Consider the following 25,381-nt stretch of genomic DNA (forward strand, 5'->3'; position numbering starts at 1 on the left):
AGAAGCGGCCAAGATCTACGCGATACGGCGAAGCTCATCGTCCCAGGGCGCAAGCGGTGCGCTGAATGTCTCGATCACCTGGCCCTTGGAAGCCGCATCCAGTCCCAGCCTGCGCAGATTTCGGCCGGTCTCCAGATAGTCCGTCTCGTTGACGATGGAGGCCAGATCGATGATCGACTTGATCGCGGTGGAATGGAGGCCGACCTTGACGCCGAGCTCGAACCAGGGAACCAGAACGTATGGAACGTCCTGCACAATAAACCTGTCGCGCATGTGCTGAGGGGCCATCTTGGTCGTGTTGTGTTCGACCGTCTCTCTGGCGAACTCGCCGAAACTGGTGAAGGCCCTGTCGTAGTAGCTGTTCATGATCGCCACGACAGGCTGCGGCTTGAAGCCAAATTCCCTGGCGATCGCCATTCTCTCCTTGTCGACTTCGTCGATGACGCGGGCGACCGACGTCGACATGCCTTCACGATAGAAATAGAAGTCGCCCCTTCGCGTCTCGATCCATCCGGCGTTCATCAGCGCCGGCGTCGGATGAATCACGCCGGTAATGCAAGACATGCCGATCTCGAGAACATTGCTGCGCCACTCCAGCGGCATCGGGAAGATCGCGCCAATCTCATCGCGCAACGCTTCACTGACATCGACCGGCATCGCTGCGATCGGCATGATGCTCTTGATGCCCATCACCGTCACCTTGCCATCCTGCATTCTCGAGGCGTAGGGCGCCGTGGCGGTTTCGAGGATGTACCGCGCATTGATCTGTCTGCGCGCCATGAGAGCGAAGAAGTTGCCCGTGATCGAAATGACGACATGCTTGCTGAGGTCGAACTTTGCGAGCTCGCTCAGGACGGCCTCATGGCCATATGACGGGACCGTGATGATGATGAACTTGGAGAACCGGACGACGTCGGCGATGTCCGAGCTGACATCCGGATGGAAGCGCCCCTCGATCTTGAGGCCTGCTTCCAGATAGCCGTTGCGGTCGATTGTCTCCGCGTGCCGGCGATGTTCGGGATGCGCGTACAACAGTACGTTCGCTCCTCGACTGGCAAGATCGGCCGCGAACGCACATCCGCAATTCCCGGCACCAATGATCGAAACCGACGTCTGCATGTCGCTGCTCCATGACGCAACCTAACGTAGATTTAAGTATTCTTGGAGCAGCGCGATCCGGTCAACATAATAATCCTGTAAACATACGGAAGCATCTCGCTAACGTACGCGCCTCGGACACTAATAAATGGCTGGCGAGGAAACACAAAGATGCGCGCATTGACTTGCCTGTGCAGTCAATAGATCGCCTTTATCTTTGCACGACTGACTCACGCGCGCGGAGGCGTCATCCTCCGCTCGGCCAAGGGCAACCGCCAGGATCCTGCTTCGTCCAAAGCGAGCTCTGGGACGCACCAATTCATGCAGAGAGGTGCGAAGTCACAACCTGCAGCGAATTCGTCTCGGCGTGGCGTCGAGCTCCAAGCTCACCGCGTATGCGACAGCTGCTGCAGGTTCTCGTTCGCCTCGACCATCCCTGGAGCAAGACTGAGATGATCCGGCCCACCGAAGCTCCACCAGGTCGCAGCCATGGCACCGTACTGGGCGAGCAATGCTGCTCGACAGTGACCGGGGTTCGATTGAAGAATAAGATCGCCCCGATAACCTGCGAGTCTCAGCTGATTGAGCGCGCCGGCGAGGTTGGTTCGCTGACGAGACGGCGAAGCGCGGTTGACGTGCAGATTCCAGTCCTTCAGGTGGACGTTCACGATCCGGTTGCCGCAAGCGGCAAGGGCCTCATGCGCATCAGCGCTCGTCGAAGGTCGACATCCAACCGTGTATGTAATGCCGAACCGGTCTGCCGGGTATGGTTCGATCAGCGATGCCAAGAGCGGCGGATCGAGATCAGACTCAAGGGAGAGGACGACGCCGCAAGCCTCGAGGAGCGGCGCAAGCCGATCCAGTCCGGATCGAAGTGCCGCCGCCTCGCGGGAGGAAAGCTGCCCGCCGTTCGCGAGTGGCACCACCAGGAGCTTGATGCCTATCTCAGCACACGCCTCGATCACGGCACCGAGCAGATCGAGCCTCGCCCAATGCTCACGGCCGGTGACCTTGTAGAAGGGGGATTGCATCATGAAGTCGGCGGACAGCGATGGAATGCAGATGTCGCACTCGCGACTAAGCTGCCGCATCTGATCTCGTCCAGTGGAAGACATCACAGGATTCATCAGGATCGGCTCTTCACCAATCCTCCACTCGATCAATTCGAAGCCGACTTTTTGGGCAACCGAGAATTCCTCGCGCCAGCAATCCGTTAGAAAGCCTCGTCCTCTCTTGTCAGCCGGCTCCATCAGATCACCCTGCATGAATCCGATGCGGCTGACCATCTGCGCCTCTCCGAAAATCATATCATGGATCCTTCTGGACGCGCCAAAGCTTGATGACTTGCGACCGGCTGCGGCACGGAGAGCCTGCACCGCAAAGATAGGGCGACCGACCACACACTGCCACTACCAACCCTGGTAGAGGTCCGCGGTCCGGAGTGCGGACTTAGTGTCCCGCAGCGACGACCGCATATGCCGAATTGCATCACCATTGACGGATCCGTACCCGTCCCAAGGTTGCCGACGGCAGCCGTACACGTCCGGCCCCCTATCCGGCTTGGTAGCTTCCGCGCGCGCCGGAAGCTGCTCTACTGCATCTGACGATGCAGACACATGATGGAGATGGGAATGGTGCACAGGGCGATCCTAGCTGGCAGTGACGAGCGGGCAGAAGAGTTCTGCGGTGTCGCAAACTCAGCTAAAAATCAGGACAAGAGCCTTGCATTCGCGACCGGCTGGACACCGGATTCGGGGGCCGACCAACCCGCGGCGGGATGCGGCCAGATGTCTGGTCCTGCAGCCCGCGACGGAGGACGCTCCGTCTCCGTGCCTTCGAGACCACGCGTCCTGCTGGTCGGCGACAAGGGATTCACGAGCCTGCTCAAATACATTCTCGAGAGCAACGGCTTCGACTGCATGCTGACAGACACCCTGACAGATGCGATCGCCTCCGCCACCGCCGCGCGCCCCGGCTTGATCGCCCTGGACGATGTATCGTGCGGGGATCGCGTGGCCTTCGCGCTCGAACAGTTGCAACGGGACCCTGCAACGCAGAATATCCCGACGCTGATCATGGCAAGCGTATCGCCTCACCTCGAGGAGGCGTGCGTCCATACGGATCGGACAAGCTATATATTGAAGCCGTTTCTTCCGGACATCTTCATCGACCGGCTGCATGGTCTTCTGCGCGAAGCGACTTGTCCCAGTCCCAAAGTGCTTCGATTTGCCGACATTGTCATGGAGGCCGACGCGCATCGCGTCTCCCGAGGCGCGCGCTGCATTCGCCTCTGCCCCGTCGAGTATCGGATCTTGCAACAGCTCCTCGAATGCCCCCGAAAGGTCTTTTCTCGGGAGCAGATCCTATCCGGCATCCGAGCACATACTCAGGAGAACGCCGTTCGCTCGATCGATGTTCATATCAGCCGCATTCGCAAGGCTCTTTGCGAACGTGGCGAGCCGAACTATATCCGTACGGTGCGAGGATTGGGCTATTCGCTCGACTTCGCCCCGGACGGACCTGCGACCTACCTTCCCCGACCTGAGCCGGTCAGCAACGCGCGAATGCTGCACCGATCGGATCGGGTAAACCCCGCTCGCCGCTGACCAGGGAGCGGCTCTGGCGCTCGCCTCCAGCGAAGCTTCCGCTCGGTCCACTTCAATCCAAGGAATTGGGCGACCGGATTACGATCACGGCATACTCGCCAATGAACTTCTTTGGCGGGGCTTTGATCATCGCGCTCCGATGCGCAGGCTTCCCCACGCGATCTCGCTTGTTTCAGGGAAGTAGCATGCCCGGAATCGGCCGTCCCCCGACGTCTCCAACTGCGGCTGTTCGACGGAACACAGACCTTCCGCTCGCGCGCAACGCGGATGAAAGCCACAGCCCGGAGGCGGATTGGCTGCAGAAGGAACCTCTCCCACGATCTGGACCAGAGGCCGGCGTGCCCTTGGATCCGGTACGGGATAGCTGTCGCGCAGAAGCCTAGTGTAAGGATGCAACGGACGGTCAAGAACATCTGCCGTCGGCCCCTCTTCGATGATGCGCCCCAGATACATGACGGAGACTCGGTCGCAGAAATGGCGGACCACCCCGAGATCATGTGAAACGAACAAGAACGACAGGCCGCGGCGTTCGCGCAGCCCCTCCAGCAGTCGAAGAATTTGCGCCTGGACCGACACATCGAGAGCAGAAACGGCCTCGTCTGCGACGACCAGTTCGGGATCCAAGACCAGCGCCCGTGCAATGCCGATCCGTTGCCGCTGCCCGCCGGAGAACTCGTGCGGATAGCGTTCCAGTGCTTCTCGCGGCAACCCGACCTCGAGCATGGCGGCTTCTGCCTTCTCGCGGATGTCCTTGGACGAGAGTCGCAGATGAACACGAAGGGGTTCTTCCAGAGTCTGGCGGATTGTCCGGCGCGGATTGAGCGAAGAATACGGATCCTGAAACACGATCTGCATCCGGCGCCGCAACGCTCGCAAGGTGGCCCCCTTGGCGGCGCGGACATCGATGCCGTCGAATAAGATTGATCCGCTATCGGGCTCAATGAGCCGCAGGATGGCACGCGCGACGGTTGACTTGCCACAACCGGACTCGCCCACGAGGCCAAGGGAAGCCCCCTTTGGAATGCGGAAGGACACATCATCGACCGCCCGGACGCGTCTAGCGCCTGAACCTCCGTTTCTCACGAAGGTCTTCGAAAGATGACGTACAACAAAGTCGCCGCTTCCCAGGGATGTCGTCATCAATGCACTCCTCCGACCGGTCTGACGGGACAGCGCACCAAATGTCCGGGATCACCTGATGATACGAGCTCTGGGTGCAGTTCGGTACAGCTGCGGTCCTTGAACGGGCAGCGGGGCGCATAGGCGCAGCCTGCTGGAACAGCAGACAGGGCCGGAACGCTGCCGGGGATCGGCTCCAGACTCTCGCTGGCCCGGTCAGCTCGCGGCATGGCGCGCAGCAACGCCGCCGTATAAGGATGCATTGGCTTTGCGAACAGCGCGTCGACAGTCGCAAGCTCGACAATCTCGCCTGCATACATCACGGCAACGCGGTCGGCGATCTGCGCAACCACGCCAAGATTGTGCGTGATGAACAGCATCGACATTCCGTAGGCCTGTTTGAGCTCTTCGAGTTGAGTCAGCACCTGCGCCTGGATCGTCACATCGAGTGCCGTCGTCGGCTCGTCGGCCAGAAGAACCCTCGGATGGCAGGCAAGTGCCATGGCAATCATGACGCGTTGGCGCATCCCTCCCGAAAATTGATGCGGATACTCATCCAGACGGCTCTTCGGCGATGGAATCTTGACCTCCGCCAAGAGCCGAAGCGCCTCGGCCTTGGCCTCCATGCGCGACCCTCCGCGATGAATGAGGATCGCCTCCGCGATCTGGTCTCCCACGGTCATGGTCGGATTGAGACTCGTCATCGGCTCCTGGAAGATCATCGCAATCGAATTGCCCCGGATCGCGCTCATGTCCCGCTCGGACAAGGTCACCAGATCTTGCCCCTCGAACAACACCTCTCCGCCTTGGATGCGAGCACCGGCATGCGGAAGCAGCCGTAGGATGGACAGGGCCGTAACGCTCTTGCCACTGCCCGACTCGCCGACGACCGCGAGCGTCTCGTTTGGCATCAGCGATACCGAGACGTTTCGTACTGCGGGGTACCAATGGCCGCCGATTCGGAATTCGGTCCGCAGATTGCGTAGGTCGAGAGCTGGCCTAGGAAACGATGTCATGCCTGCTATTCCCCCCGCAGCTTTGGATCGATGGCGTCTCGCAGAGCGTCTCCCAGGAGATTGAGGGCGAGCACGGTCAACAAGATCGCAAGGCTCGGGAAGACCGCGAGCCACCAGGCGTCGAGGATGTTGTCGAACCCTTCGCGGATCATGCTGCCCCAGGTCGGTGTCGGTGGCGGAACGCCCAGCCCGATGAAACTCAGCGATGCTTCCGTGCGAATCGCGGAAGCCATCCATAGTGAACTCATCACCACGACATCCGAGATGAGATTGGGGAGAATATGAACCCCCATGATCCGGACGGGCCCGAACCCAAGCGCTCGGCCCGCGATCACGAAGTCCTGCTGCTTCAAGGCAATCGTTGGCGCCCGGGCAACTCGTGCAAACGGCGCAATCTCCGTGATTGCGATTGCAATGATCAGGTTCTGAAGGCTGGCACCGAGCATCGCCGCAATCATGAGGCCGAGCAGGAGCGCTGGAAACGAGAGCATGACATCGAGCACTCCCATCACGAGCTGATCCAGCGCTCCTCCGACATAACCCGCAACGATTCCTATCGTGCAGCCGATTGTCATCGCAATCAGGATGGCGACGAAGCCGACCATCAGGGAGATGCGGGCTCCATAGATCAGACGGGACAGGACATCTCGGCCGTAATTGTCCGTTCCGAACAGAAACTCCGCCGACGGCGGCTCGAGCCTGGCCACGATATTCTGCTCCAGCGGGTCATGAGGTGCGATCAGCGGCGCGAGCACCGCCACGACGACGATGAGCGCGAGGAGCAGCGCACCCAGCCAGAACAGAGGATTTCTGGAGAAGGCCAGCCACAATCGACTAGGCTGCGACACTGCAACCGATGCAACCCCGACCGTCATTTGTATTTCACCCGCGGATCGATAAGCCCATAGGTAATGTCCGTCAGCGTGTTCACGACGATGACGCAGATGGCAAAGATGATCATCAGCCCCTCGAGCAGCGTATAGTCGCGAGCGTTGAGTGCCCCGAAGATCAGCTTGCCGAGGCCGGGTCGGTTGAAGATGATCTCCGTGAGCACCGAATTTCCGATCAACGTACCGAAGTAGAGGCCAACAACGGTAACCACTGGAATGAGGCCATTGCGCAGAGCGTGTCGCATGACGAGGCGCGTGGGAGTCACTCCCTTCGCGCGCGCCGTGCGGATGTAGTCCTCGCCAAGGACTCCCAGCATGGATGACCGCGTGACACGCACCACATAGGCCATCAGGATCAAGCCGAGATTCAGCGCAGGCAAGGCAAGGCTTCGTAACCGTTCGATCGGATCAGTGCTATCGGACGCGAGAACGGGGAACCATCCCAGCTGGATCGCGAATACGATGAGCAACAGAATGCCTGACACAAACGCTGGGAACGATAGCCCGACCAACGAGACCAGCCGCGAGACGTAGTCGATCCAGCTGTTGCGGCCGAGCGCGGCGAGAATGCCGAGCGGCAGACCCAGGACGATTCCGATCACGATGGCCGCCAAGGTGAGTTGGATCGTGGAGGGCAACACCAGCAGGACCTCCTGCACGACAGTCCGGCCGCTGCTCAGCGATTGCCCGAGATTTCCGGTGAGCACCTCACCGAGAAAGTGAAGATATTGAACCTGGATCGGCTGATCGAGCCCGAGCCGGGCTCGCATCGCGCGAAGCGAGGCTTCGGTTGCCTGGTCGCCAAGGATGACGGATGCCGCATCACCCGGAACGAGACGCACCAGCACGAAGATTGCTGTCAGCATCACCAGCAAGGTGGGGATGGCCAGCAACAGCCGCTTGAAGGCAAAGCTGATCATTGGACCACCCAGCACATTCGCGAACAGAAACCAGAATGTTCGGACTGAACTCTTCTCTCCAGACAAGGAAAGTGCCTCACAACACCTCCTCCTTTTGATCGAGTGTGGCCAGCTCTCCAAGCGTCACGGGCTTGAGCGGGGGCCTGACGCGATAGAAGCCGACCTCCTTTGCGGGACAATCCTGGATTTCCGCGAGGATGCGGGTGACGCTATAACCGCATTGCCGCCCCTGGCAGGGGCCCATCCCTGCACGCGTGAAGGCCTTGATCTGGTTCGGGCCGGAGCCGCCGATCTGCGCCATCGCCCGGATCTCTCCTGCCGTGACCTCCTCGCAGCGGCATATGACAGTCTCATCGGACGGACTAAAAATCCTGCCGTGGGGTCTGAACATGGTGTCAAGAAAGGGCCGCAAGGCAAGTTCGCGAGCCAAACTCCTTTGAACGCGCAACGCTTCCTTGAGCACGACCTGCTCGCCCGCATAGCCGAGCTTGACCGCCAGCCTGTGTGCTGCGAGCGCCCCACGACATTGCGCGGCCTTCGCACCAGCAATACCCGCGCCATCCCCGGCAATGAAGATACCGGCTTTGGTCGTTTCACCCCATTGATCGAGAACCGGAACGTAGCAATCCTGCTCGTCACGCCATTCAACCGCGCAGCCCAGCCCCAGCGGTGCATGGACGTTCGGCACGACACCTTCATGCACAAACAGATTATCCGCGGAAACGGTCTTCTCTTTTGCATCGGCCGTTCGATAGCTGATGGATTCGATCCGGTCCGATCCGTGCGCCACGAGGTCGACGACATGACGGACGACGGGCACACGCCGGCGTCGAAGGACGGCCTTCCACGCGAGTCCTTTGAGGAGCGCCCCACTGGCACGCAGGGCCTTCGGCAGATGCTGGAGCGCCGCCCAATGACTCCCGGCCGGTGTCGTGTCCAGATAGCCGGCGATCTGACCTCCGGCGTTGAGCAACTGAACGAGGTAGAGAAGCGGCAACGGGCCACAACCAGCGACCCAGACTGGCTTGGAGGGGATCTGCCCGGCGGTCTTCAACAGGACCTGAGCGGCACCTACCGTGAGGACTCCCGGCAGTGTCCAGCCTGGGAAGGGAGCAGGCCGCTCCTGGGCGCCGGTTGCGAGGATGATGGCGCGCGCCTCGATCGTCCGGGCTTTGCCATCATGGGTCACGAAGGCACGAAAACCAGGTTCGACCTGCCAAAGCTGTGTACGAGGCTCGTACCGCGCGCCGCTGGCGCGGAATGCATCGGTCGCAGCCTTTCCGTCCTGATAAGCCCTTCCAAGGATGGCTCCCCTCGGGGTCGCCGCTTGGGTTTCGACCGAGCGCCAGATCTGCCCGCCAGGCGAACTTTGATCGTCCACAACCAGGACGTCAATTCCATAGCCGCGGGCTGTGGTGGCCGCTGTCATGCCAGCAGGGCCAGCCCCTACGATGAGAAGATCGGTGTTGCTCATGACGGCAAGCACCGCTTACGCTGCTGGCGCTCAACCTTCATGCCGTCCTGAACCGGGGTCATGCAGGTCTGAACCGAGGCGATTCCATCCACCTGAGCGAGACAGTCGAAGCAGACGCCGATCATACAATAGGGAGCTCGCCCGCTCCCTTTGACCGGCGTGGGGCGCGACCAGACGACAGCCTGCCGGAGCAGCACAGCAGCCAAGCTTTCGCCGGGCTCCGCCGTAACAGGTTTGCCTTCGACATAGACAGTCACGGTCTCAGCGGGCTCATGCAGCTTTCGGAACATCAAAGCGACTCTGATGAAAGATATCGAGCGAATCCGGCAACTGGCCGGCCGAGATGGCATCGGCCAAGACGGTGGAATGCAGAGCTGCAAGCGTGACGCCTGAATGGCACAACGCCACGAAGGCTCCCCGGTGCTTCTGGGACTGGGCGTAGACGGGACACCCATCAGGGGTCATGATGCGCAACCCAGCCCACTGCCGAACCAATTTAGCCTCGGCAAGCCCCGGCACGATGCGAAGCGTCCGCCGACTGAGATCTGCCGCCGCGATCGCGGTCGCGGAACTATCGAAACCGGTCTCCTCATGGGTAGCACCGATCATCACAGTGCCTTCCCGGGTTTGACGCAAGCCACTCGTCGGCAGAGGCAGAAATGGTTCAAGGCGCTCGGTCACCAGGATCTGCCCGCGTTGAGGCCGCAGCGGGATATCAAGACCCACTTGCCGCGCCAGCGCCTGAGACCCGAGACCCGCAGCGATCAGCACGCGCGGCGCACTGACGGTCTCGTTTCCGAACGTCACCGTAAAGCCCGCCTCGCTGGGCACGATCTGCCGCACCGCAGCGTTTCGGCGCAGATCCCCACCCAGCCGCAGGATTCCGGCATGAAGAGCGGCAAGGAGCTGGAGCGGATTGGCATGCCCGTCCCGCTGGCCGAAGCTGGCGCCGGCCACGTCGGGCCCCAATCGAACCTTCGGAAGCAGTTTGCCCAATTCAGCGCGATCGAGCATCCGCCAATCCGCCTCCGCTCCGCCGAGCTGGTTCTGCAGCCGCTGAAGGTCCAAGCGGCGCTTCTCGAACGCGTCATCTCCGAGGCAGAACGCCAAACCGCCATTCTGCTCATACTGAAGATCCAACGCGGCCAGATCAGTGAGTTCCGACGCAAAGTCGGACCACATGTCGACGCTACGGCGTGACAGCTGCTGATAGGCGGGCATGTTCTGGCCTTTGCCCTGTAGCCAAACAAGGCCGAAATTGGCCCGCGCCGCACGATGGTCGCGATCGTCACCGTCGAGCACGAGTACTCGGCGTTGTCTTCGCGCAAGCCCATAAGCGATCGCAGCACCAACCGTGCCCGCACCGATAACTATTATCTCAGGATGCATCAGATTTCCTCTTGCCCAATATGACGACAAAAAGAGATATTTGGTCAAAGTCGAAAATCTCTGGCTGTATTCTTCAGGGTTATGGGATGGCTCGTCAGATCAATCTCAGACAGGTTGAGGCGTTCAAAGCGGTGATCGAGAGCGGCTCGATCAGCCGAGCCGCTTTGATCCTCAACATCTCCCAGCCCGCGATGAGCAAACTGATCGCTCATCTCGAAGAGGATACCCGGCTCAGCCTGTTCGATCGCGTCAAGGGGCGCCTTGCTCCGACAGAACGCGGCATGCGGCTTTACAAGGAGATTGATCGGATTTTTTCAGGTGTCCGCCAGGTGGAGAATGCCGTCGAGGCCATCCGCCGCGAGGAGCAGGGGCAGCTTCTTGTCGGCGTCATGCCGGCTTTGTCGCGTTCGTTCATCCAGCAGGCGACGATGGGCTTCCTTCAGCAGCATCCCAACGTGTTCTGCTCGGTCAAGTCACGCAGCTCGGAATGGATCGTGGACTGGCTGGTCACACGCAAGCTCGATGTCGGCCTTGTCAGCTCGCGGATCGACAATCCCTATGTGATCGCCGAACCGCTGACCCAGCACCCGCTCGTCTGCATCATGCCGACCGATCATCCCCTCGCCATGAAGAACGTTGTGGAGCCGGATGATCTCGACAACATTCCCTTCGTGTCTTTCGACCCTGAGAGCCAGGCCGGTCAGTGCATTGCAACGATGTTCGACGCCTACAACGTCAGACCCAACACCGTGCTCGTTGCCAATGTCTCGCCGACCCTGTGCGAATTCGTGGCAGCCGGCCTCGGCGTCGCGCTGGTGCACCCTTTGATGTTCAGCGGGCTTCAGGATCGTCTGGCCATCAGACGCTTCGAGCCCGCTTTGTCTTACGACTTCCAGCTCTGTCGAATGCGCGACAGCCGCAATGCAAGTCTGGTCGACGCCTTCCTGCAGCAGGCGCGCACGACGGCCGCACGGCTTTCCCAGGAGTCGCTCAGCGCGGCATAAGCGTCGTCGCCTCGGTGATCGGCGGAGCGAGATTCATGGCTCCTTTGAGCTCATAGCCGTAGTTGACACGCTTGCTGTGCCCCCAGACCTGCTGAAGCTCGAACAGCGGAACAGAACAGACGGCGTCGTGGATCTTGCGCTGAGCCTCCTTCCACAGCTCCTGCTGCCGCTCCACACTGCCTTCCACCCGCGCCGCCTGTATGTCGGCGTCCGCAACGTCGCAATGGGAGAAATTTGCAACCGCCGTCGGCTTTCCAATGCTCGAGCTCGAGTGATAGAACTCGGTCAGATAAGTGTCGGCGACCGGAAATCTGGCGGCGCCATAAAACACCAGAGCACTGGCATTGCCGCGAATTTGGCTCTGATAGGTGGCGTGATCGACAACGCTCATATCCAGCTTGATACCGGCCTTTGCGAGCTGGCGCTGAATAATTTCCATTGTCGGCAGGATAGCCGAGATATTGGACACCACGACCTTGAGCGTCAGGCCATTTGGGTAGCCCGCTTCGGCCAGAAGCGCCTTGGCCTTCACCGGATCGTAAGCATAAGCCCCAGATGAACAATCCTCTCCGATGTAGCCCGGGGGCACGACCGAGCAGCCTTTCAGACTCACGCTCTTACCGACAAACTGCACGAGATCGTCGAGATTGACCGCAGCGGCGATTGCCTGTCGGACCTTCAGGTCATCGAGCTGCGGAATACTGTTGTTGATGTGAAGCGTTCGAAACTCTCCTGGACGGAAGACATCAACGACCATGTTGCCGCGCTGGCGGGTCATATCGACCCAGCGTTGCTCGCGCCGGCCTTGGATGACGTCGAGCTCTCCAGACGCAAAGGCGAGCTCGCGGGCGCTGTCGGAGGGGATCGTGCGGTACATGATATTGCTGATCTGCGGCCGGCCGCGGAAATAGCCCTCGTTTGCGACCAGCTTCACATGCCGCTGCGTTTCATGCTCTGAAAACGCAAACGGACCCGTACCAACGGGGTTGGAGGCAAACTTGTCTCCGAGCTCCTCCACTGCTCTTTTGCAGACAATGTTTCCACCGTGATAGTTGGACAAGCGGCCGAGGAAATTCGGATCTGGATACTTCAGGGCAATGCGAACGGTGGACCCGTCTACCTTGGCGATGCTATCCACCGCGGAGAAGTCTGCAGCGAAACTCGATCGGCTGGGGTCTGCGGCACGTGTCAGCGAGTAGACGACATCATCTGCGGTGAGGTTGCCCCAGTCGCCGTGAAACTTGACGCCCTTCCGGAGGAAGAAGGTCCAGACTCGTCCGTCTGGAGACGTTTCCCACCGCTCGGCGAGATCGGGTTCGAGATCCTTGGGGTCCGCGCTCCCTGGCTTGAATCGAACCAGGCCGTTGAACATCAGGCCGATCAGCGGCTTGTCGGTGCTGGTCGTCGCACGATGGGGGTCAAGCGTGGTAATGTCTGATCCACCGGCCCCGATTTGCAGGGTGGTCCCCGGGGCTTTCGCTGCAGACACATCACCGGTCGCATTCACCGTGACGGCGATGCAGAAAGCCAAAATAGAGACGTACTTCGTAGAGACGTACTTCATCCGGTGCCTCGCCCGTTGCCCACGCGTCAGGCTGGAAGAGTCCCGCGTCTCTGTCAAAGTCCGAAATCAAGGAGACCTATTCTTGGGCGTTATGGGCTAACGGCGAAGCTCAACCGCGGCAGGAAAAGTTCGAGTACCAGGATCCAGGCGGCGGCAGTGACTGCAGACCCGGCGAATCGTCTACCCGGAGCGCGCCGCCTCCATCCGGAACGGCCCGCACGAGAGCGTGAGCATAGCTCCGTCACAGGCGGCACGCGGAACCGAGTGCGGCCACACCGCCGCGCGCATCGGCGGAGAACGCGCCGTGGTTGGCTTACGGAAGCGATCGATCTCAAAGCTAGCGATTGCGCGCGACCATCGCGCCGTTTCGCCAATTGCGCGCCGCGCAGGACCGGCGCTTCTTCGTGAGTGTCAAAGCGGCAACGGTTGGGCGGCGTCGGCTTCAGTCGGTGGCGTATCGGTCCACGCCGACACGGATGAGCCGGATAATCCAGGGATCTCAATGAGACCAAGCCTTATTGCCCTCACGACGGCGACCGTCCGGCTGTTCGTGCCAAGCTTTCTCATCGCCTTCTTGAGGTGAAAATTGATCGTGTTTTCGCTGATCTTGAGGATGATTCCGATATCCCAGGAGGATTTGCCCTCTGCGGTCCACTTCAGGCATTCGCGTTCGCGCTGCGAGAGCCCAATCGCCTTCTTACCCATCGCTGGCTGGGCAAGCTCGCCAAAAGCAACATGGAACTGACACGCCAAGGCGTGAAGATGCTTCATGTGCCGGATCGGCTCGGCATCGTCGAAGCTGGATGCAAAGGATAGAACGGAGATGCGCCCCGACGGCCCAAACAGCGGCACGCTCACCCCGTGCTTGAGACCGGCTTCGCGGCTCTCACGAAGGACCAACCGCTCACCGTCCTGCAGCTGCTTCTGCTCGAGCAGCTGATCCCACATGAATGGACTGCTATGAAACGGGGTTCGCCTGACGACCGGATCGATCTCGTGATACTTGCGCTCGAAATAGTGCTCTCGCCAATCGAGCGGAAAGTTGAGAGCGACGGCCGGCATAGGATGCTCTGGCAGCCGTACCGTCTCTTCATAGTTCAGGGCGCCATAAGCCACTTGGCCGAACCCCTCATCGGCTGCAGAACCGACGAGAAGATCGAAGAGGTCGGACAGCGACTGCGTGCGGTTTGCACAATCGATGAAGCTGAAGAGGTCCATTGCTACCTCACGGCAGACAAAGCTGCGCAAACTTCGGCCCAGATGTAATCGTGAAAACGAATCCGTCTGAATGTCCCGATTGCCGACGGTCCGTCCTTGCCCCCTCGTCTGCCTCTATCAAGGCGAGAAGCAGGCGCTCGATTGTCCAAACCCCGACCCAACCTGAGGTAGACCGTACCATGATACGCTTCATCGTGCAATTGACGATCATATTCGATTGATCTTTTCAGAAGTCGCGATGTCATCAACATCGCCCTCCTCCGGAAGCGGCGGCCCTGACGGTCTTGCCGACTCAGGCAACCAGATCGCGCAGCAAAGTGCCTGTTTGATAAGCGCTCCTCGGCGCTTGTGTCAGCATGCATGAGATTGCCGGCTTAAGTTTCGATCGGATCATGCGCACTAGGGACATTCTTCCCGCCACGCAGCACGCGCAAGTCAGGCCTCGCGGCCATCCCACACTGGACCCGTTCAAACGGGCCTGGACGAGCCTTGCAAAAGCCAAGAACTACACCCCAATACAACTCATAATTGCGCCAGATTGTAGGTGATATTGGGGCGATGTCTGACAGTTGTCTTCCTCTGAGCAGCCGGTAGGACTGCAGCCGCTCCATAGACGCATGAACTACTCGACTGGGTAGCTGCCTCGCTGACGCTGTGCCGATTAGTCTGCATCTTCCCGTCACGTGGCACATTGGAAGATGCTCATGCGTACCCTTTTGATCAGGTGGGAAACCGTCCATCGATACGGCGAAGCCTGGATTTCGCATCATCGGTTGCGGTACCGGATGTTCGTCGAGCGCCAGGGCTGGTCCGTGCCTCATTATAAGGGCATGGAATATGATGAGTTCGACACACCGGCAGCCACCTACATCCTGGTCGTGGACGAGCAAGATCAGGCGCTTGGAACTGCACGGCTGATTCCGACCACACGCCCCTACATGGTCAAGTCCTTGTGGCCCAACCTGGTTGAAGGCTTGCTGCCGCATTCGGACGAAATCTGGGAAGCATCGCGGTTCGGCTGCGATCGTGCGCTGAGCGCCGGCGGACGGCGCCGAGTGATCGGGCAGCTCATACAGGCCTGTCAGGAATTCGGCCTCGCCAACGGCATCTCGTCCTATCTTGGCGTCATGCCCAGCTGGATCTTCAAGAATGTCATCGCTGCCCATGGCTGCCCGGTGAGGCCACTGGGAGCGAAGCTGCCGTTTCCGGGGCATGACATAGGGGCAGCCTATATCGGGGTATCATCAGCCGTGCTGGAATTGGTTCGCCAGCATACCGGCCTTCAGAAGGCGCTGCATGAGAGCCCTTCTCCTGGACCTGCCGCATCAGCACTGTCCCCGCGCTTGGCAGAGGATGCTCCATCGGAGCCCAAAGGACTGGCCTGCGGCCCGGAGTTGGAAGGGCTCTTGGAGGCTGGATGAGCGCGATCCCGAACCTTTGACCATCTTGCCGCCGTAGGGCCCGCCAGCGAGGGCCGATCAGCGCTTGCATCAGGCTTTGGGCCTAAGCGCGATTGACGGTCTCTGAAGAAGATGCGGCATCACCGCAATCGGTGGCGATCAACGCGTCGGCTCCTTCGCTCAAGAAAGCCCGCCACGCTGGATTTGGCGCTCACAAGCTTCCTGCTTCAGGAACGCCGAATGTATCAACTTTGAGCGCCAGGCGGTCCTGGTTTGTATGCATTGCGGAGCAAGCCGACGCGATGCGCGGCTCCGGGTCTATCTGGCCTTGATGGCGGGTGCTCGCTTCGACTTGGCAAACGCCCGATCAGTCGCCATGAAACGTGCCACCATGGCCGAGGCCAGGCGACCAAGATCATTGGCCGGCTGGTCCGAATGGCGGCCGACAGCTTCGGCGTAGGCCTGCAGATCGCGAAACACGTTCGCTGACAGTTCGACCGTGATCTTGACCGGCTTCTCATCGGGAAGTTCCGAGATCTTCAGCTTCGCCATGACTGCTACCCCTGATACGGCTCGAGCACGAGATCACGATTGACGATCACGCGGACCGAAAAGCCCGGCCTCACTGTCAGAGTCGGCTGGACGTTCATCTGCTGACCAACCAGCTGCTGACCTGTGCGGCTCATGGAGCTGCCGAAGCCCTGGCGGAGCGCCTGGATGATCGCGGCATTGTTCGTATTTTGATTGGTGCCCGCATTGACCTCGCTGCCCATCGAGAGCAGCGTCGAGAGCAGCGCTGCGCCAACCAGCTGCCTGAAGTGGTTATCGACCTCGTCCGAGAGGCCCGAATAACCGGCAGCGTCGGCGCCCTGCTGCCGTTCCAGGACGATCGACCGGCCATTGGGCATGATCAGCCTGGTCCAGACCAGGAGCACGCGCGATTGCCCGGCCGTCACCTGGCTATCGTATATCCCGATCAGCCGTGCTCCCTGCGGGACAAGCAGGAAGCGGCCTGACGGGGAATCGAAGACGTTCTCCGTCACCTGAGCGGTGATCTGTCCCGGCAGATCGGAGCGAATGCCCGTGATCAGAGCCCCCGCAATGACGGTCCCGGCCTGAACCACATAGGGGGAGGCCGGCCGGCTGACACGGTCGGGACTCGTGGTCCGGCGATCGACCGCGGCATTGACGAAGGCGAGCTTGCGGTCCTGGCCATTCTGGGTGAACGCGTCGTCGGGACTGGACATCGCGCCCCCGCGTTCGCTGGTCTGAGGCCCGCTCGCCGCGGCCTCGGTGCCACGAACATTGACCGTCGCGAACAGGCGGCTCAAGCGAGCGGCGTCCCGCTCCTGCTCATGGCGGAGCTGCTCCTGATCGGGGGTGACCGCAAGTGCCTGGCCCTGCGCAGCGACAATCGCCTTGCCGAGATCCCCGGGCAGCGGCGGTCCGATCACTGGGACGTTTGTCGGGAGGTTCTTGGGAAGACTGGCGTAGTCACGCGGCAGGGCCGAAACCCCGTCCGCGATGTCGTGATGATCGGTGCTGTAGAGCTCGGATGGGCCCGACTTGCTCGGCCTGTTGGTCTGCAATGTCCAGACGACGGCGCCTCCCATCAACAGGAGCGCCACTGCGCTGCCGCCGGCCAGGACATTGCGCGACAGCCGCGTGACGGGGGGAAGATCTCCGTTCAGGCGCATTCTTTTCGTGCGCCGCTCAGCCTTCTCGGCTGCAGACGGAGCCTGAGACGCAGAAGCCTCATCCTCCTCGTTTTTCACCCTGAGGCTCCATCGGTTCTGACGATCCTGACCTTGCGCTGCTCCTCGCCGCCGAGGCGCAACTCGGCTGCGGCAAACAGCCGATCGACGATCATGATGTTGCGGAAGGCACGGTAGTTGACGATCTCGGGCGCACCATCGCTCCCGATGACGAACAAGGGCGGCAATTCACCCTGCACGATGCCAGGGGCAAACTCGATATAGACCTTGCGACCGTCGTCATAGGCGTTGACCGGCCTCCATGGCGGATCATCCCCCTCGATGCGATAGCGGAAGCGTCGCAGCGCCGGATTGGGCAGCTCCGGCCTCAAGACGAGCTGGCGCGCTCTCGTCTCGGCATTCTGGGGATAGTACCAGGCCACGGCGGGCATATACGGCTTGTCACGAGCGCGCAGCTCGAGCAGATAGGTCCGCCGGTCGGTGTTGACGATGAGATTGGTTTCGATCGCGGCACGCGTCGGCTTGACCAGGATGTGAACGCGGCGGCGTTCGCCCGCACCGCTCTCGGTATCGCCGACGACCCAGCGCACGGTGTCGCCGGCGGACACGGGTCCCGACCCTGTGAGCTGTTCACCTTCCTCGAGCATGATGTCGGTGATCTGCCCGGGCGCCGCATAGACCTGATAGAGCGCGCCGGGACTGTAGGCATAGATCTGCGTCGCGTTGAAGTAGCCCTTCTTGCGCGGTTCGACCCGCGCCGCGCTATTGGCCATCTCGACGCGGTCGAGCGGCTCCGCTTCTTCCTGGGCTCCCGCCTTGCCACCAAGGGACACTTTCCAGGGCGGCGGAAGATGAAGCGGCTGAACCTTTCCATCCAGCGCGGCTGGCGGCGCCGGCAAGGGTGGTGCTTCGCTGTCATAGGTGATCTTCGGCAGATTGGTCGTTGTGCAGCTGCAGAGCAGAACCAGAACGGCGGCCCCCGCCATCATTGGCCCTCCAGCCCTCCGGACCATTGGCTTGCTCATTGCGACAGCTCCTTCGACCAGTTGATGGCTTGGACGTAGACGCCGAGCGGGTTCTTGCGCAGGCGGTCGGCATCGTCCGGCATGGCGAGCACGAGGGTGAGGATCGCGCTCCAGCGTTCGGTCGCAACCGAGGCGCCGTTCTCGTAGCGACGCTCGACCCAGGCGATCCGGAAGCTGTCCGGCGAGGCGCGGATCACACTGGAGACCTCGACCGAGACCTGGATCTTCCCGAGCTTGCTAAAAGGATCGTTGGAGCGGGCATAGTCATTCAGGGCAGCCGCGCCGCGATCGGTCGTGAAGTCGTAGGCGCGCAGCCAATTCTGGCGCAGTACGATGCCATCGGCTGGCAGACCTCTCACGTCCTCGATGAACCGGGCAAGATGGAAGGCGACCTGCGGATCGGTTGGCATGTAGTCAGCCACCGCAGGCGCCACCCGCTGGACCTCGCCGAGATGGCCAACCTCGACCACCCAGGGCGTCACCGTACCGCGGGCCGACTGCCAGATCAGGGCGGACGCGAGGCCTGCGGCGAGTGTGAGGCAGCCGAACGCCATCAGCCGCCAGTTCTTGGCCTGCACGCGCGCAGAGCCGATGCGCTCATCCCAGACCTGTGCTGCCTTCTGATAGGGCGTCACCGGCTCGGGCGTACGGCCGTAATGAACAGATGATCGCTTGAACATGTCAGGATTTCCCCTCGGAGAGATCGACCGCGCTTCCCTGCCCGCCGTGCTCGGCATGGCGAACGGCCTGTGCCGTTGTAGATGCGCCCTGATGGACGGCGCGCGCAGCCTTCATGCGCCGCGCCCACATTGGAGAGCCAGGGCCGTCGGCCTGACCCGGCTGATCCGAGCCGCCGGCCTCGGCATTCGCCTTTGGACGCAGGGGACTCGCGTTCGCTCCTGCGGCCTCGACGGCAGCGCCACCGACGCGCCCTCCGCCGGACGCCACAGCGCCAAGCGGCGCGACTGCACGGCTCGCACCAGAGATCGCGCCGCCTGCGAGCCCCGCTGCACCAGCGGCCATGCCGGCGCCGGCAACGACGAGACCGCCCGCTGCAAGCGACGCTCCGACCGCGCTCCCTGCTCCAAGCTGCGGTCCGCCACTGACAAGACCATTGGCGATCCCGGGCCCGAACAATCCAAGGCCGAGCAGCGACAGGGACGCCAGGACCAGGGTCATGGCGCTCTCCACCGTTGGAGGATCGGCAGCCATCACCTGGGTCAACTGCCCGAACAGCGATGAGCCGGCTCCTGAGATCAGGGCGAGCAGCAAGACCTTCACACCGGAGGAGATGACATTGCCGAGCACACGTTCGGCCGCGAAGGCGGTCTTGCCGAACAGACCGAACGGGATGAGCACAAATCCAGCAAGCGCCGTGAGCTTGAACTCGATCAGGGTGACGAAGAGCTGAATGGCCAGAATGAAGAAGGCGAGCAGCACGACCACCCACGCAAACAGCAGGATCGCAATCTGCAGGAAGTTTTCGAAGAAGCTCACATAGCCGAGGAGGCCCGAGATCGCCTGGAGCAGTGGCCGCCCGGTGTCGAGACCGACTTGCGCGATCCTGCCCGGGCGCAGGAAGTCCGCTGCCGACAGCGCCGAGCCAGCCGCCTTCAGGCCAAGTGCTGCGAAGCTCTCGAAGACGACGCGGGCGAGGCTGTTCCAATTGCCGATCAGGTAGGCGAACACGCCGACAAACAAGGTCTTCTTCACCAGCCGGGCGATGACATCGTCCTCGCCGCCGAAAGCCCAGAACAGCGCAGCCAGCGTGACATCGATGGCGACGAGCGTGGTTGCGAGATATCCGACCTCACCGCCCACCAGACCAAAGCCGCTGTCGATGGTCCGGGTAAAGGTCTCCAGGAACTGATCGATGATCCCCGTTCCTGTCATCGGGCCATCTCAGCGATGAGCTGCCGCGCAGCAGCAGCGAATCCGCAGGTTTGGTCCAGAACTCTCTTCATCATCAGTGAAACATTCGTACGTTGGAGGGCTGGTCGCCCTGACCCTGCGTCAGGAAGCGGCGAAGCTGTTCGCGTGCCTGATCCTTTGCCGCCGCGCCCTCCGCCATGGTGAGGCTCTGGGCCCGTCCCTGGGCGGCCACGACCGCCGTCAGATCCGCAAGCTGTTGCGCCTGCATCGCCAGGATCTGGTTGCCGGCTTGCCTGACAGCCAAGGCGCCGGCGGCTCCTTGGCTCGCGGCAACCAGCGCGGCGGACTGGCTCTTGATGGTGTCGAGATTGCCGACCACGCCTGCCTGAAGCTTGAGCGCATCCTGCAGAGCGGCCACGGACGTCTGCCAGCGTGAGCGCGCACTGTCTGCGAGGTCAGCGGCGCTGGCGCCGGCGGCTGCCGGCGCGTAGATCGTCTTGAACGCCTGCTCGATCTGCTGCACGTCGTAGGCCAGGCGCTGAGCCTGCTTGAGCAGTTCCCGGGTCCGCTCGATTGATTGCTGCAGCTGCGTCAATGATGAATACGGCTGGCTGACGAGGTTGCGCGACTGATTGATCAGCATCTCGGCCTGGTTCTGCAGGGCCAGGATCTGATTGTTGATCTGCTGCAGCTCGCGCGCTGCGGTCAGCACGTTCTGAGCATAATTGTTGGGGTCGAAGACGACGAGCTGGGCCCGCACCGGACCCGCCGAGGTCAGAACCAGCAGCGCCAGCGCCAACGACGCTGCCCATCGCTTGCCAGAGATCATTGCCGCGTCTCCAGATTGTCCAGGCCGGGGATGAGGTCGGCTGCCCAGCCAAGCTTGAGGTGCCGCAACCACGCTGCCGCAAAGCCGTCCCTGCCGGCGGACTTCAGAACGTCCGAGATCGCGGCCTGATCGGCTTTGGACGACGCCGCGGCAAAGGCGAGCGCGACCTCGCCGAGACCGAGCTCGAACATGCGGTTGCCGCGGCGCGACTGGCAGTAATAGTCGCGCTTGGGGGCCGCACGGCTGACGAGCTCGATCTGACGATCATTGAGACCGAAGCGACGATAGATGCCCATGATCTGTGGCTCGAGCGCCCGCTCGTTCGGCAGCAGGATGCGGCTCGGGCAGCTCTCGATGATGGCGGGTGCGATCGGCGAGCCGTCGATGTCGGATAGCGACTGGGTCGCGAAAACGACGGAGGCGTTCTTCTTGCGCAGGGTCTTCAGCCACTCCCTGAGCTGGCCCGCGAAGTCGGCGTCGTCCAGCGCCAGCCACCCTTCATCGACGATCAGAAGTGTCGGGCGGCCGTCGAGCTGCAGGGCGATCTTGTGGAACAGATAAGCGAGGACAGCCGGAGCTGCAGCGGTCCCGATCAACCCTTCGGTCTCAAACACCTGCACCGCCCGATCGCCGACGAGCTCATGATCGGCATCCAGCAGTCGTCCGTGAGCGCCATCGAGGCAATACGGCTTGAGGGCCCGTTTCAAGCTGTTCGACTGCAGCAACACCGACAGGCCGGTCAGAGTCCGCTCAGAAGCTGGCGCGGAAGCCAGCGAGGTCAGCGCCGACCAGAGATGCTCCTTGGCGTCCGGCGTCACCACGATCTTCTCGCGAGCCAGCAGGCCAGCGATCCAATCCGCCGCCCAGGCGCGCTCCATCACATCACCGATGCCTGCAAGCGGCTGCAGCGCGATCGAGGTCTCGCTATCGGCCGACAGCGCTCCACCGAGATCATGCCAGTCACCTTCCATGGCAAGCGCGGCGGCCCGCAGGGAGCCGCCGAAATCGAACGCAAGGATCTGCGCATTCGGATAGCGGCGGAACTGCAGCGCCATCAGCGCCAGCAGCACCGATTTGCCGGCTCCGGTCGGTCCGACCACCAGCGTGTGGCCGACATCGCCGACATGGAGCGAGAACCGGAATGGCGTCGCGCCCTCGGTGCGGCCGAACAGCAGCGCAGGCGCCCTCAGATGATGGTCACGCACCTCGCCTGCCCAGACCGCCGAGAGCGGGACGAGATGCGCAAGGTTCAGCGTCGACAGCGGCGGCTGGCGCACATTGGCATAGACGTGCCCCGGAAGGCTGCCGAGCCAGGCCTCAACCGCATTCACAGTCTCCGTCATGCAGGTGAAATCGCGCCCTTGGATCACCTTCTCCACCAGGCGCAGCTTCTCGTCAGCTCTCGCCGGATCAGGATCCCACACCGTCACGGTCGCGGTGACATAGGCCTGGCTGATCTCATCGGAGCCGAGATCCTGCAGCGCCGCATCGGCGTCAGCGGTCTTGTTGTGGGCGTCGCTGTCAACAAGGCTTGCCGCCTCGTTGGTCACGACCTCCTTGAGGATCGCCGCCAGAGATTTGCGCTTGGCAAACCACTGCCGGCGGATCCGTGTCACGAGCTTCACGGCATCCTGCTTGTCGAGCATGATGGCGCGGGTCGACCAGCGGTAGGCAAACGCAAGCCCGTTCAATTCGTCCAGCACTCCTGGCGTCGTTGCCGAGGGAAAGCCGATGATGGTGAGCACGCGGAGATTGACCGCCCCCAACATCGGCGCGAGGCCGCAGGTCAGCGGTTGGTCGGCGAGCAGCCCATCCAGATGCATGGGGATTTCAGGGACGCGGACCCGCTGGCGCTTGGTCGAGACGGTCGAGTGCAGATAGCTCAGCACGGCGTCGTCGCCGAGCCAGCCGCATTCCGGCATGAAGCCGCCGACGAGCTGCAGAATGCGGTCGGTGCGATCGACAAAGCTGCGCAGGATGTCGCGGCCGCGCGAGCCCTCCGGCTGCGGCGCGCCTTCATAGAGCACGCGTTCGGAACGGGCGACGTCTTCTCGCGGCGGCAGGTACAGAAACGTCAAATAATAGCTCGACTCGTAGTGCGCCGCCTGCTCCTCGAACTGTGCCTTTCTCTCGGCATCGACCAGGGCGGACGCGGCATCCGGAAACACGCAAGTTGGGTAGGCTCCGGCCGAATGCCGCTGCGCCTCGACGAAGATCGCCCAGCCCGACCCCAGGCGCCGCAAAGCGTTGTTGAGACGGAAGGCGACTGCCGTGAGCTCGGATGCGACCGAGCTCTCCAGGTCAGGACCGCGAAAACGCGCCGTTCGCTGCAGCGAGCCGTCCTTATTGAGAACGACGCCCTCGTCCACCAGCGCCGCCCAGGGCAGGAAGTCCCCAAGCCGGATATTGGTGCGGCGGTATTCGGCCAAATTGAACATGGGAGCCTCACTGGCTGAGATGATTGGGAATCCGCAGGTGGCGGCGCACGACCTCGACAAAGGATGGATCGCGCCGTGTCGCCCAGACCGCGACCATGTGGCAGACGAACCAGAGCAGCAGGCCGACGAACCAGAGCCGCAAACCGAGGCCGAGCGCCGCCGACACGGTGCCGTTGACAATCGCGACCGATCGCGGCGCGCCCCCGAGCAGAATGGGCTCGGTCAGCGAGCGATGCACAGGCGCGCTGAAGCCCTTGATCTCGCCATCCATCAGAACACCACGCCGCCGCCGAAGGAGAAGAACGACAGGAAGAAGCTCGAGGCGGCAAAGGCGATGGAGAGACCGAAGACGATCTGGATGAGCCGCCGGAAGCCACCGGAGGTTTCGCCAAACCCCAGTGACAGACCCGTCGTGATGATGATGATCACCGCGATGATCTTGGCGACCGGTCCCTCGACCGAAAGCAGGATCTTGTTGAGCGGCTGCTCCCAAGGCATGTTCGAGCCCGCCGCATGCGCCGGCGCCACCGCCACGAGCACTGCGGCTGCAGCAATCGCAATCGTGGCGACGGACCAGCAGGACAGTCGCGCCTTCATCGCTGATTTCCCAAAGGAACGAGGATGTAGTCTCCGCAAGGTGAGAGCCCCTCGACACGCACGAGCTCGCCGAGCCGCCGCTGCGAGCCGCGCCCGGCGAGAACGGCGATCACGTTGATCGTCTCGGCAATCAGAGCACGTGGGACGCTCACGACGGCCTCCTGAATCAGCTGCTCCAGCCGCCGGAGGGTGCCGAGCGCGGACCCGGCATGAATGGTGCCGATGCCGCCGGGATGGCCGGTGCCCCAGGCCTTGACGAGATCGAGCGCCTCGGGCCCGCGGACCTCGCCGATCGGAATGCGATCTGGGCGCAGCCGAAGCGCGGCGCGCACCAGATCCGAAAGCGACGCGACACCCTGCTTGGTTCGAAGCGTCACGAGGTTGGGCGTCGAGCATTGCAGCTCGAGCGTATCCTCGATCAGTACGATGCGATCGCCGGTCATCGCCACTTCAGCCAGCAAGGCATTGACCAGCGTGGTCTTGCCGGTCGAGGTGCCGCCGGCCACCAGAATGTTGCAGCGGTTGGCAACAGCCCGCCGCAACGCGCCGGCCTGTTCTGCGGTCGCAATCCCGCAAGCCACGTAGTCGTCGAGCGTGAAGACGGCGATGGCCGGCTTGCGGATGGCGAATGTCGGGGCTGCAACGAGCGGCGGCAGCAGGCCTTCGAAACGTTCGCCCGTCGTCGGCAGCTCCGCCGACACGCGCGGAGAGCCCGCGTGGACCTCGAGCCCGACGTGGTGCGCGACCAGCCGGACGACGCGCTCGCCATCACCGGCAGCGAGGCTCTCACCGGTATCGGCCAAGCCAGACGCGAGCCGATCGACCCAGAGCCGGCCATCCGGATTGAGCATGATCTCCACGACGGATCGATCGTCGAGATGACGCGCGATGGCAGGCCCCAATGCCGTCCGCAGCATGCGGGCGCCACGCGTGATGCGCTGTGTCTGGACGAAGCCGGTCACTCTCATCTCCGATCATTGAAGCGCGGTCAGCAACGCTTGTGATGATCAAAGATGCAGACCTCCTGCAGCAGCAAGACCAACGGAGCTTCGGGTGTGGCCTGGCGCAGAAAAGCGTAGAGACAGGAGGGCTCTTTCGGGCGGGACAAGCAGATCACCAAGGCGGGGCAGCAGCTTTCAGAGCGCGGGTCGTGGGCCCGCAGCACCGCCCCCTCGCGGCCGAGAGCGACGGCGAACACTGCTCTAGC

At 62.1% G+C, this 25,381-nt stretch carries 24 protein-coding genes; 3 read left to right on the top strand and 21 right to left on the bottom strand.

Annotation, left to right across the window (positions count from 1 at the left end; all coding sequences use genetic code 11):
- Positions 1-15: 15 nt before the first annotated feature.
- Both QW845_RS09990 and QW845_RS09995 read right to left on the bottom strand, forming a co-directional pair.
- On the bottom strand, positions 16-1,119 hold the full coding sequence (locus QW845_RS09990) for an NAD/NADP-dependent octopine/nopaline dehydrogenase family protein (protein ID WP_315801431.1): 1,104 nt from the start codon (positions 1,117-1,119) through the stop codon (positions 16-18).
- A 365-nt stretch (positions 1,120-1,484) separates the two neighbouring features.
- Positions 1,485-2,384, bottom strand: coding sequence for a sugar phosphate isomerase/epimerase family protein (locus QW845_RS09995; protein WP_315801432.1), 900 nt, complete (start codon positions 2,382-2,384; stop codon positions 1,485-1,487).
- 330 nt (positions 2,385-2,714) lie between these two features.
- On the opposite strand from QW845_RS09995, the gene QW845_RS10000 reads away from it, so the two are divergent.
- Positions 2,715-3,704 (top strand): response regulator transcription factor, encoded by a 990-nt coding sequence (locus QW845_RS10000; protein ID WP_315801433.1) that lies wholly within the window; start codon positions 2,715-2,717, stop codon positions 3,702-3,704.
- Positions 3,705-3,830: 126 nt separating this feature from the next.
- On the opposite strand, the gene QW845_RS10005 is transcribed toward QW845_RS10000, so the two are convergent.
- The 7 genes from QW845_RS10005 to QW845_RS10035 form a co-directional block, all read right to left on the bottom strand.
- Positions 3,831-4,844 (bottom strand): oligopeptide/dipeptide ABC transporter ATP-binding protein, encoded by a 1,014-nt coding sequence (locus QW845_RS10005; protein ID WP_315801434.1) that lies wholly within the window; start codon positions 4,842-4,844, stop codon positions 3,831-3,833.
- Positions 4,844-5,839 (bottom strand): ABC transporter ATP-binding protein, encoded by a 996-nt coding sequence (locus tag QW845_RS10010; RefSeq protein WP_315801435.1) that lies wholly within the window; start codon positions 5,837-5,839, stop codon positions 4,844-4,846. Before QW845_RS10010 ends, QW845_RS10005 begins: the two co-directional genes overlap by 1 nt.
- Positions 5,840-5,844: 5 nt before the next feature.
- Positions 5,845-6,714, bottom strand: a complete 870-nt coding sequence (locus QW845_RS10015; RefSeq protein WP_315801436.1) for an ABC transporter permease — start codon at positions 6,712-6,714, stop codon at positions 5,845-5,847.
- Entirely contained in the window at positions 6,711-7,649 is a 939-nt protein-coding gene (locus QW845_RS10020; protein WP_315754288.1) for an ABC transporter permease, read from the bottom strand. Before QW845_RS10020 ends, QW845_RS10015 begins: the two co-directional genes overlap by 4 nt.
- Before the next feature lie 76 nt (positions 7,650-7,725).
- Entirely contained in the window at positions 7,726-9,123 is a 1,398-nt protein-coding gene (locus QW845_RS10025; protein ID WP_315801437.1) for an NAD(P)/FAD-dependent oxidoreductase, read from the bottom strand.
- Positions 9,120-9,473, bottom strand: a complete 354-nt coding sequence (locus QW845_RS10030; protein ID WP_315801438.1) for a (2Fe-2S)-binding protein — start codon at positions 9,471-9,473, stop codon at positions 9,120-9,122. Before QW845_RS10030 ends, QW845_RS10025 begins: the two co-directional genes overlap by 4 nt.
- Entirely contained in the window at positions 9,394-10,560 is a 1,167-nt protein-coding gene (locus QW845_RS10035; protein ID WP_315801439.1) for an FAD-dependent oxidoreductase, read from the bottom strand. The genes QW845_RS10030 and QW845_RS10035 overlap by 80 nt, the downstream gene beginning before the upstream one ends.
- Before the next feature lie 38 nt (positions 10,561-10,598).
- Between QW845_RS10035 and QW845_RS10040 the strand changes: the two genes are divergently transcribed.
- Positions 10,599-11,516 carry a LysR substrate-binding domain-containing protein gene (locus tag QW845_RS10040; RefSeq protein ID WP_315801440.1) on the top strand — a complete coding sequence of 306 codons (918 nt, stop codon included), beginning with the start codon at positions 10,599-10,601 and terminating at the stop codon, positions 11,514-11,516.
- On the opposite strand, the gene QW845_RS10045 is transcribed toward QW845_RS10040, so the two are convergent.
- Both QW845_RS10045 and QW845_RS10050 read right to left on the bottom strand, forming a co-directional pair.
- Positions 11,503-13,080: an ABC transporter substrate-binding protein gene (locus QW845_RS10045; RefSeq protein ID WP_315801441.1), complete on the bottom strand. Its 1,578-nt coding sequence runs from the start codon at positions 13,078-13,080 to the stop codon at positions 11,503-11,505. The two genes, QW845_RS10040 and QW845_RS10045, sit on opposite strands and share 14 nt — an antisense overlap.
- A gap of 411 nt (positions 13,081-13,491) precedes the next feature.
- Positions 13,492-14,298, bottom strand: a complete 807-nt coding sequence (locus tag QW845_RS10050) for a LuxR family transcriptional regulator (RefSeq protein ID WP_315801442.1) — start codon at positions 14,296-14,298, stop codon at positions 13,492-13,494.
- A gap of 704 nt (positions 14,299-15,002) precedes the next feature.
- Between QW845_RS10050 and QW845_RS10055 the strand changes: the two genes are divergently transcribed.
- Positions 15,003-15,719 (top strand): acyl-homoserine-lactone synthase, encoded by a 717-nt coding sequence (locus tag QW845_RS10055; protein WP_315801443.1) that lies wholly within the window; start codon positions 15,003-15,005, stop codon positions 15,717-15,719.
- A 297-nt stretch (positions 15,720-16,016) separates the two neighbouring features.
- Here the strand turns inward: QW845_RS10055 and QW845_RS10060 are convergent, their stop codons facing one another.
- The 10 genes from QW845_RS10060 to trbB form a co-directional block, all read right to left on the bottom strand.
- On the bottom strand, positions 16,017-16,250 hold the full coding sequence (locus QW845_RS10060; RefSeq protein WP_315716438.1) for a DUF2274 domain-containing protein: 234 nt from the start codon (positions 16,248-16,250) through the stop codon (positions 16,017-16,019).
- Positions 16,251-16,255: 5 nt separating this feature from the next.
- Positions 16,256-17,473, bottom strand: a complete 1,218-nt coding sequence (locus QW845_RS10065) for a TrbI/VirB10 family protein (protein WP_315801444.1) — start codon at positions 17,471-17,473, stop codon at positions 16,256-16,258.
- Positions 17,470-18,402: a P-type conjugative transfer protein TrbG gene (gene trbG, locus QW845_RS10070; RefSeq protein WP_315801445.1), complete on the bottom strand. Its 933-nt coding sequence runs from the start codon at positions 18,400-18,402 to the stop codon at positions 17,470-17,472. The genes QW845_RS10065 and trbG overlap by 4 nt, the downstream gene beginning before the upstream one ends.
- 32 nt (positions 18,403-18,434) lie before the next feature.
- Complete coding sequence (gene trbF, locus QW845_RS10075) at positions 18,435-19,118, bottom strand: conjugal transfer protein TrbF (RefSeq protein WP_315801446.1); 684 nt, start codon at positions 19,116-19,118, stop codon at positions 18,435-18,437.
- 1 nt (position 19,119) lies between these two features.
- Positions 19,120-20,331: a P-type conjugative transfer protein TrbL gene (gene trbL, locus QW845_RS10080; protein WP_315801447.1), complete on the bottom strand. Its 1,212-nt coding sequence runs from the start codon at positions 20,329-20,331 to the stop codon at positions 19,120-19,122.
- 73 nt (positions 20,332-20,404) lie between these two features.
- Positions 20,405-21,139 (bottom strand): P-type conjugative transfer protein TrbJ, encoded by a 735-nt coding sequence (trbJ, locus tag QW845_RS10085; protein ID WP_315801448.1) that lies wholly within the window; start codon positions 21,137-21,139, stop codon positions 20,405-20,407.
- Positions 21,136-23,577: a conjugal transfer protein TrbE gene (gene trbE, locus QW845_RS10090; RefSeq protein WP_315801449.1), complete on the bottom strand. Its 2,442-nt coding sequence runs from the start codon at positions 23,575-23,577 to the stop codon at positions 21,136-21,138. The genes trbJ and trbE overlap by 4 nt, the downstream gene beginning before the upstream one ends.
- Positions 23,578-23,584: 7 nt before the next feature.
- Complete coding sequence (locus QW845_RS10095) at positions 23,585-23,848, bottom strand: VirB3 family type IV secretion system protein (protein WP_315801450.1); 264 nt, start codon at positions 23,846-23,848, stop codon at positions 23,585-23,587.
- Entirely contained in the window at positions 23,848-24,174 is a 327-nt protein-coding gene (locus tag QW845_RS10100) for a TrbC/VirB2 family protein (protein WP_315801451.1), read from the bottom strand. The genes QW845_RS10095 and QW845_RS10100 overlap by 1 nt, the downstream gene beginning before the upstream one ends.
- Positions 24,171-25,136, bottom strand: coding sequence for a P-type conjugative transfer ATPase TrbB (gene trbB, locus QW845_RS10105; protein ID WP_315801452.1), 966 nt, complete (start codon positions 25,134-25,136; stop codon positions 24,171-24,173). Before trbB ends, QW845_RS10100 begins: the two co-directional genes overlap by 4 nt.
- Between the last annotated feature and the right edge of the window lie 245 nt (positions 25,137-25,381).

It is taken from the genome of Bradyrhizobium sp. SZCCHNS3002 (assembly GCF_032377435.1).
GTDB lineage: Bacteria > Pseudomonadota > Alphaproteobacteria > Rhizobiales > Xanthobacteraceae > Bradyrhizobium.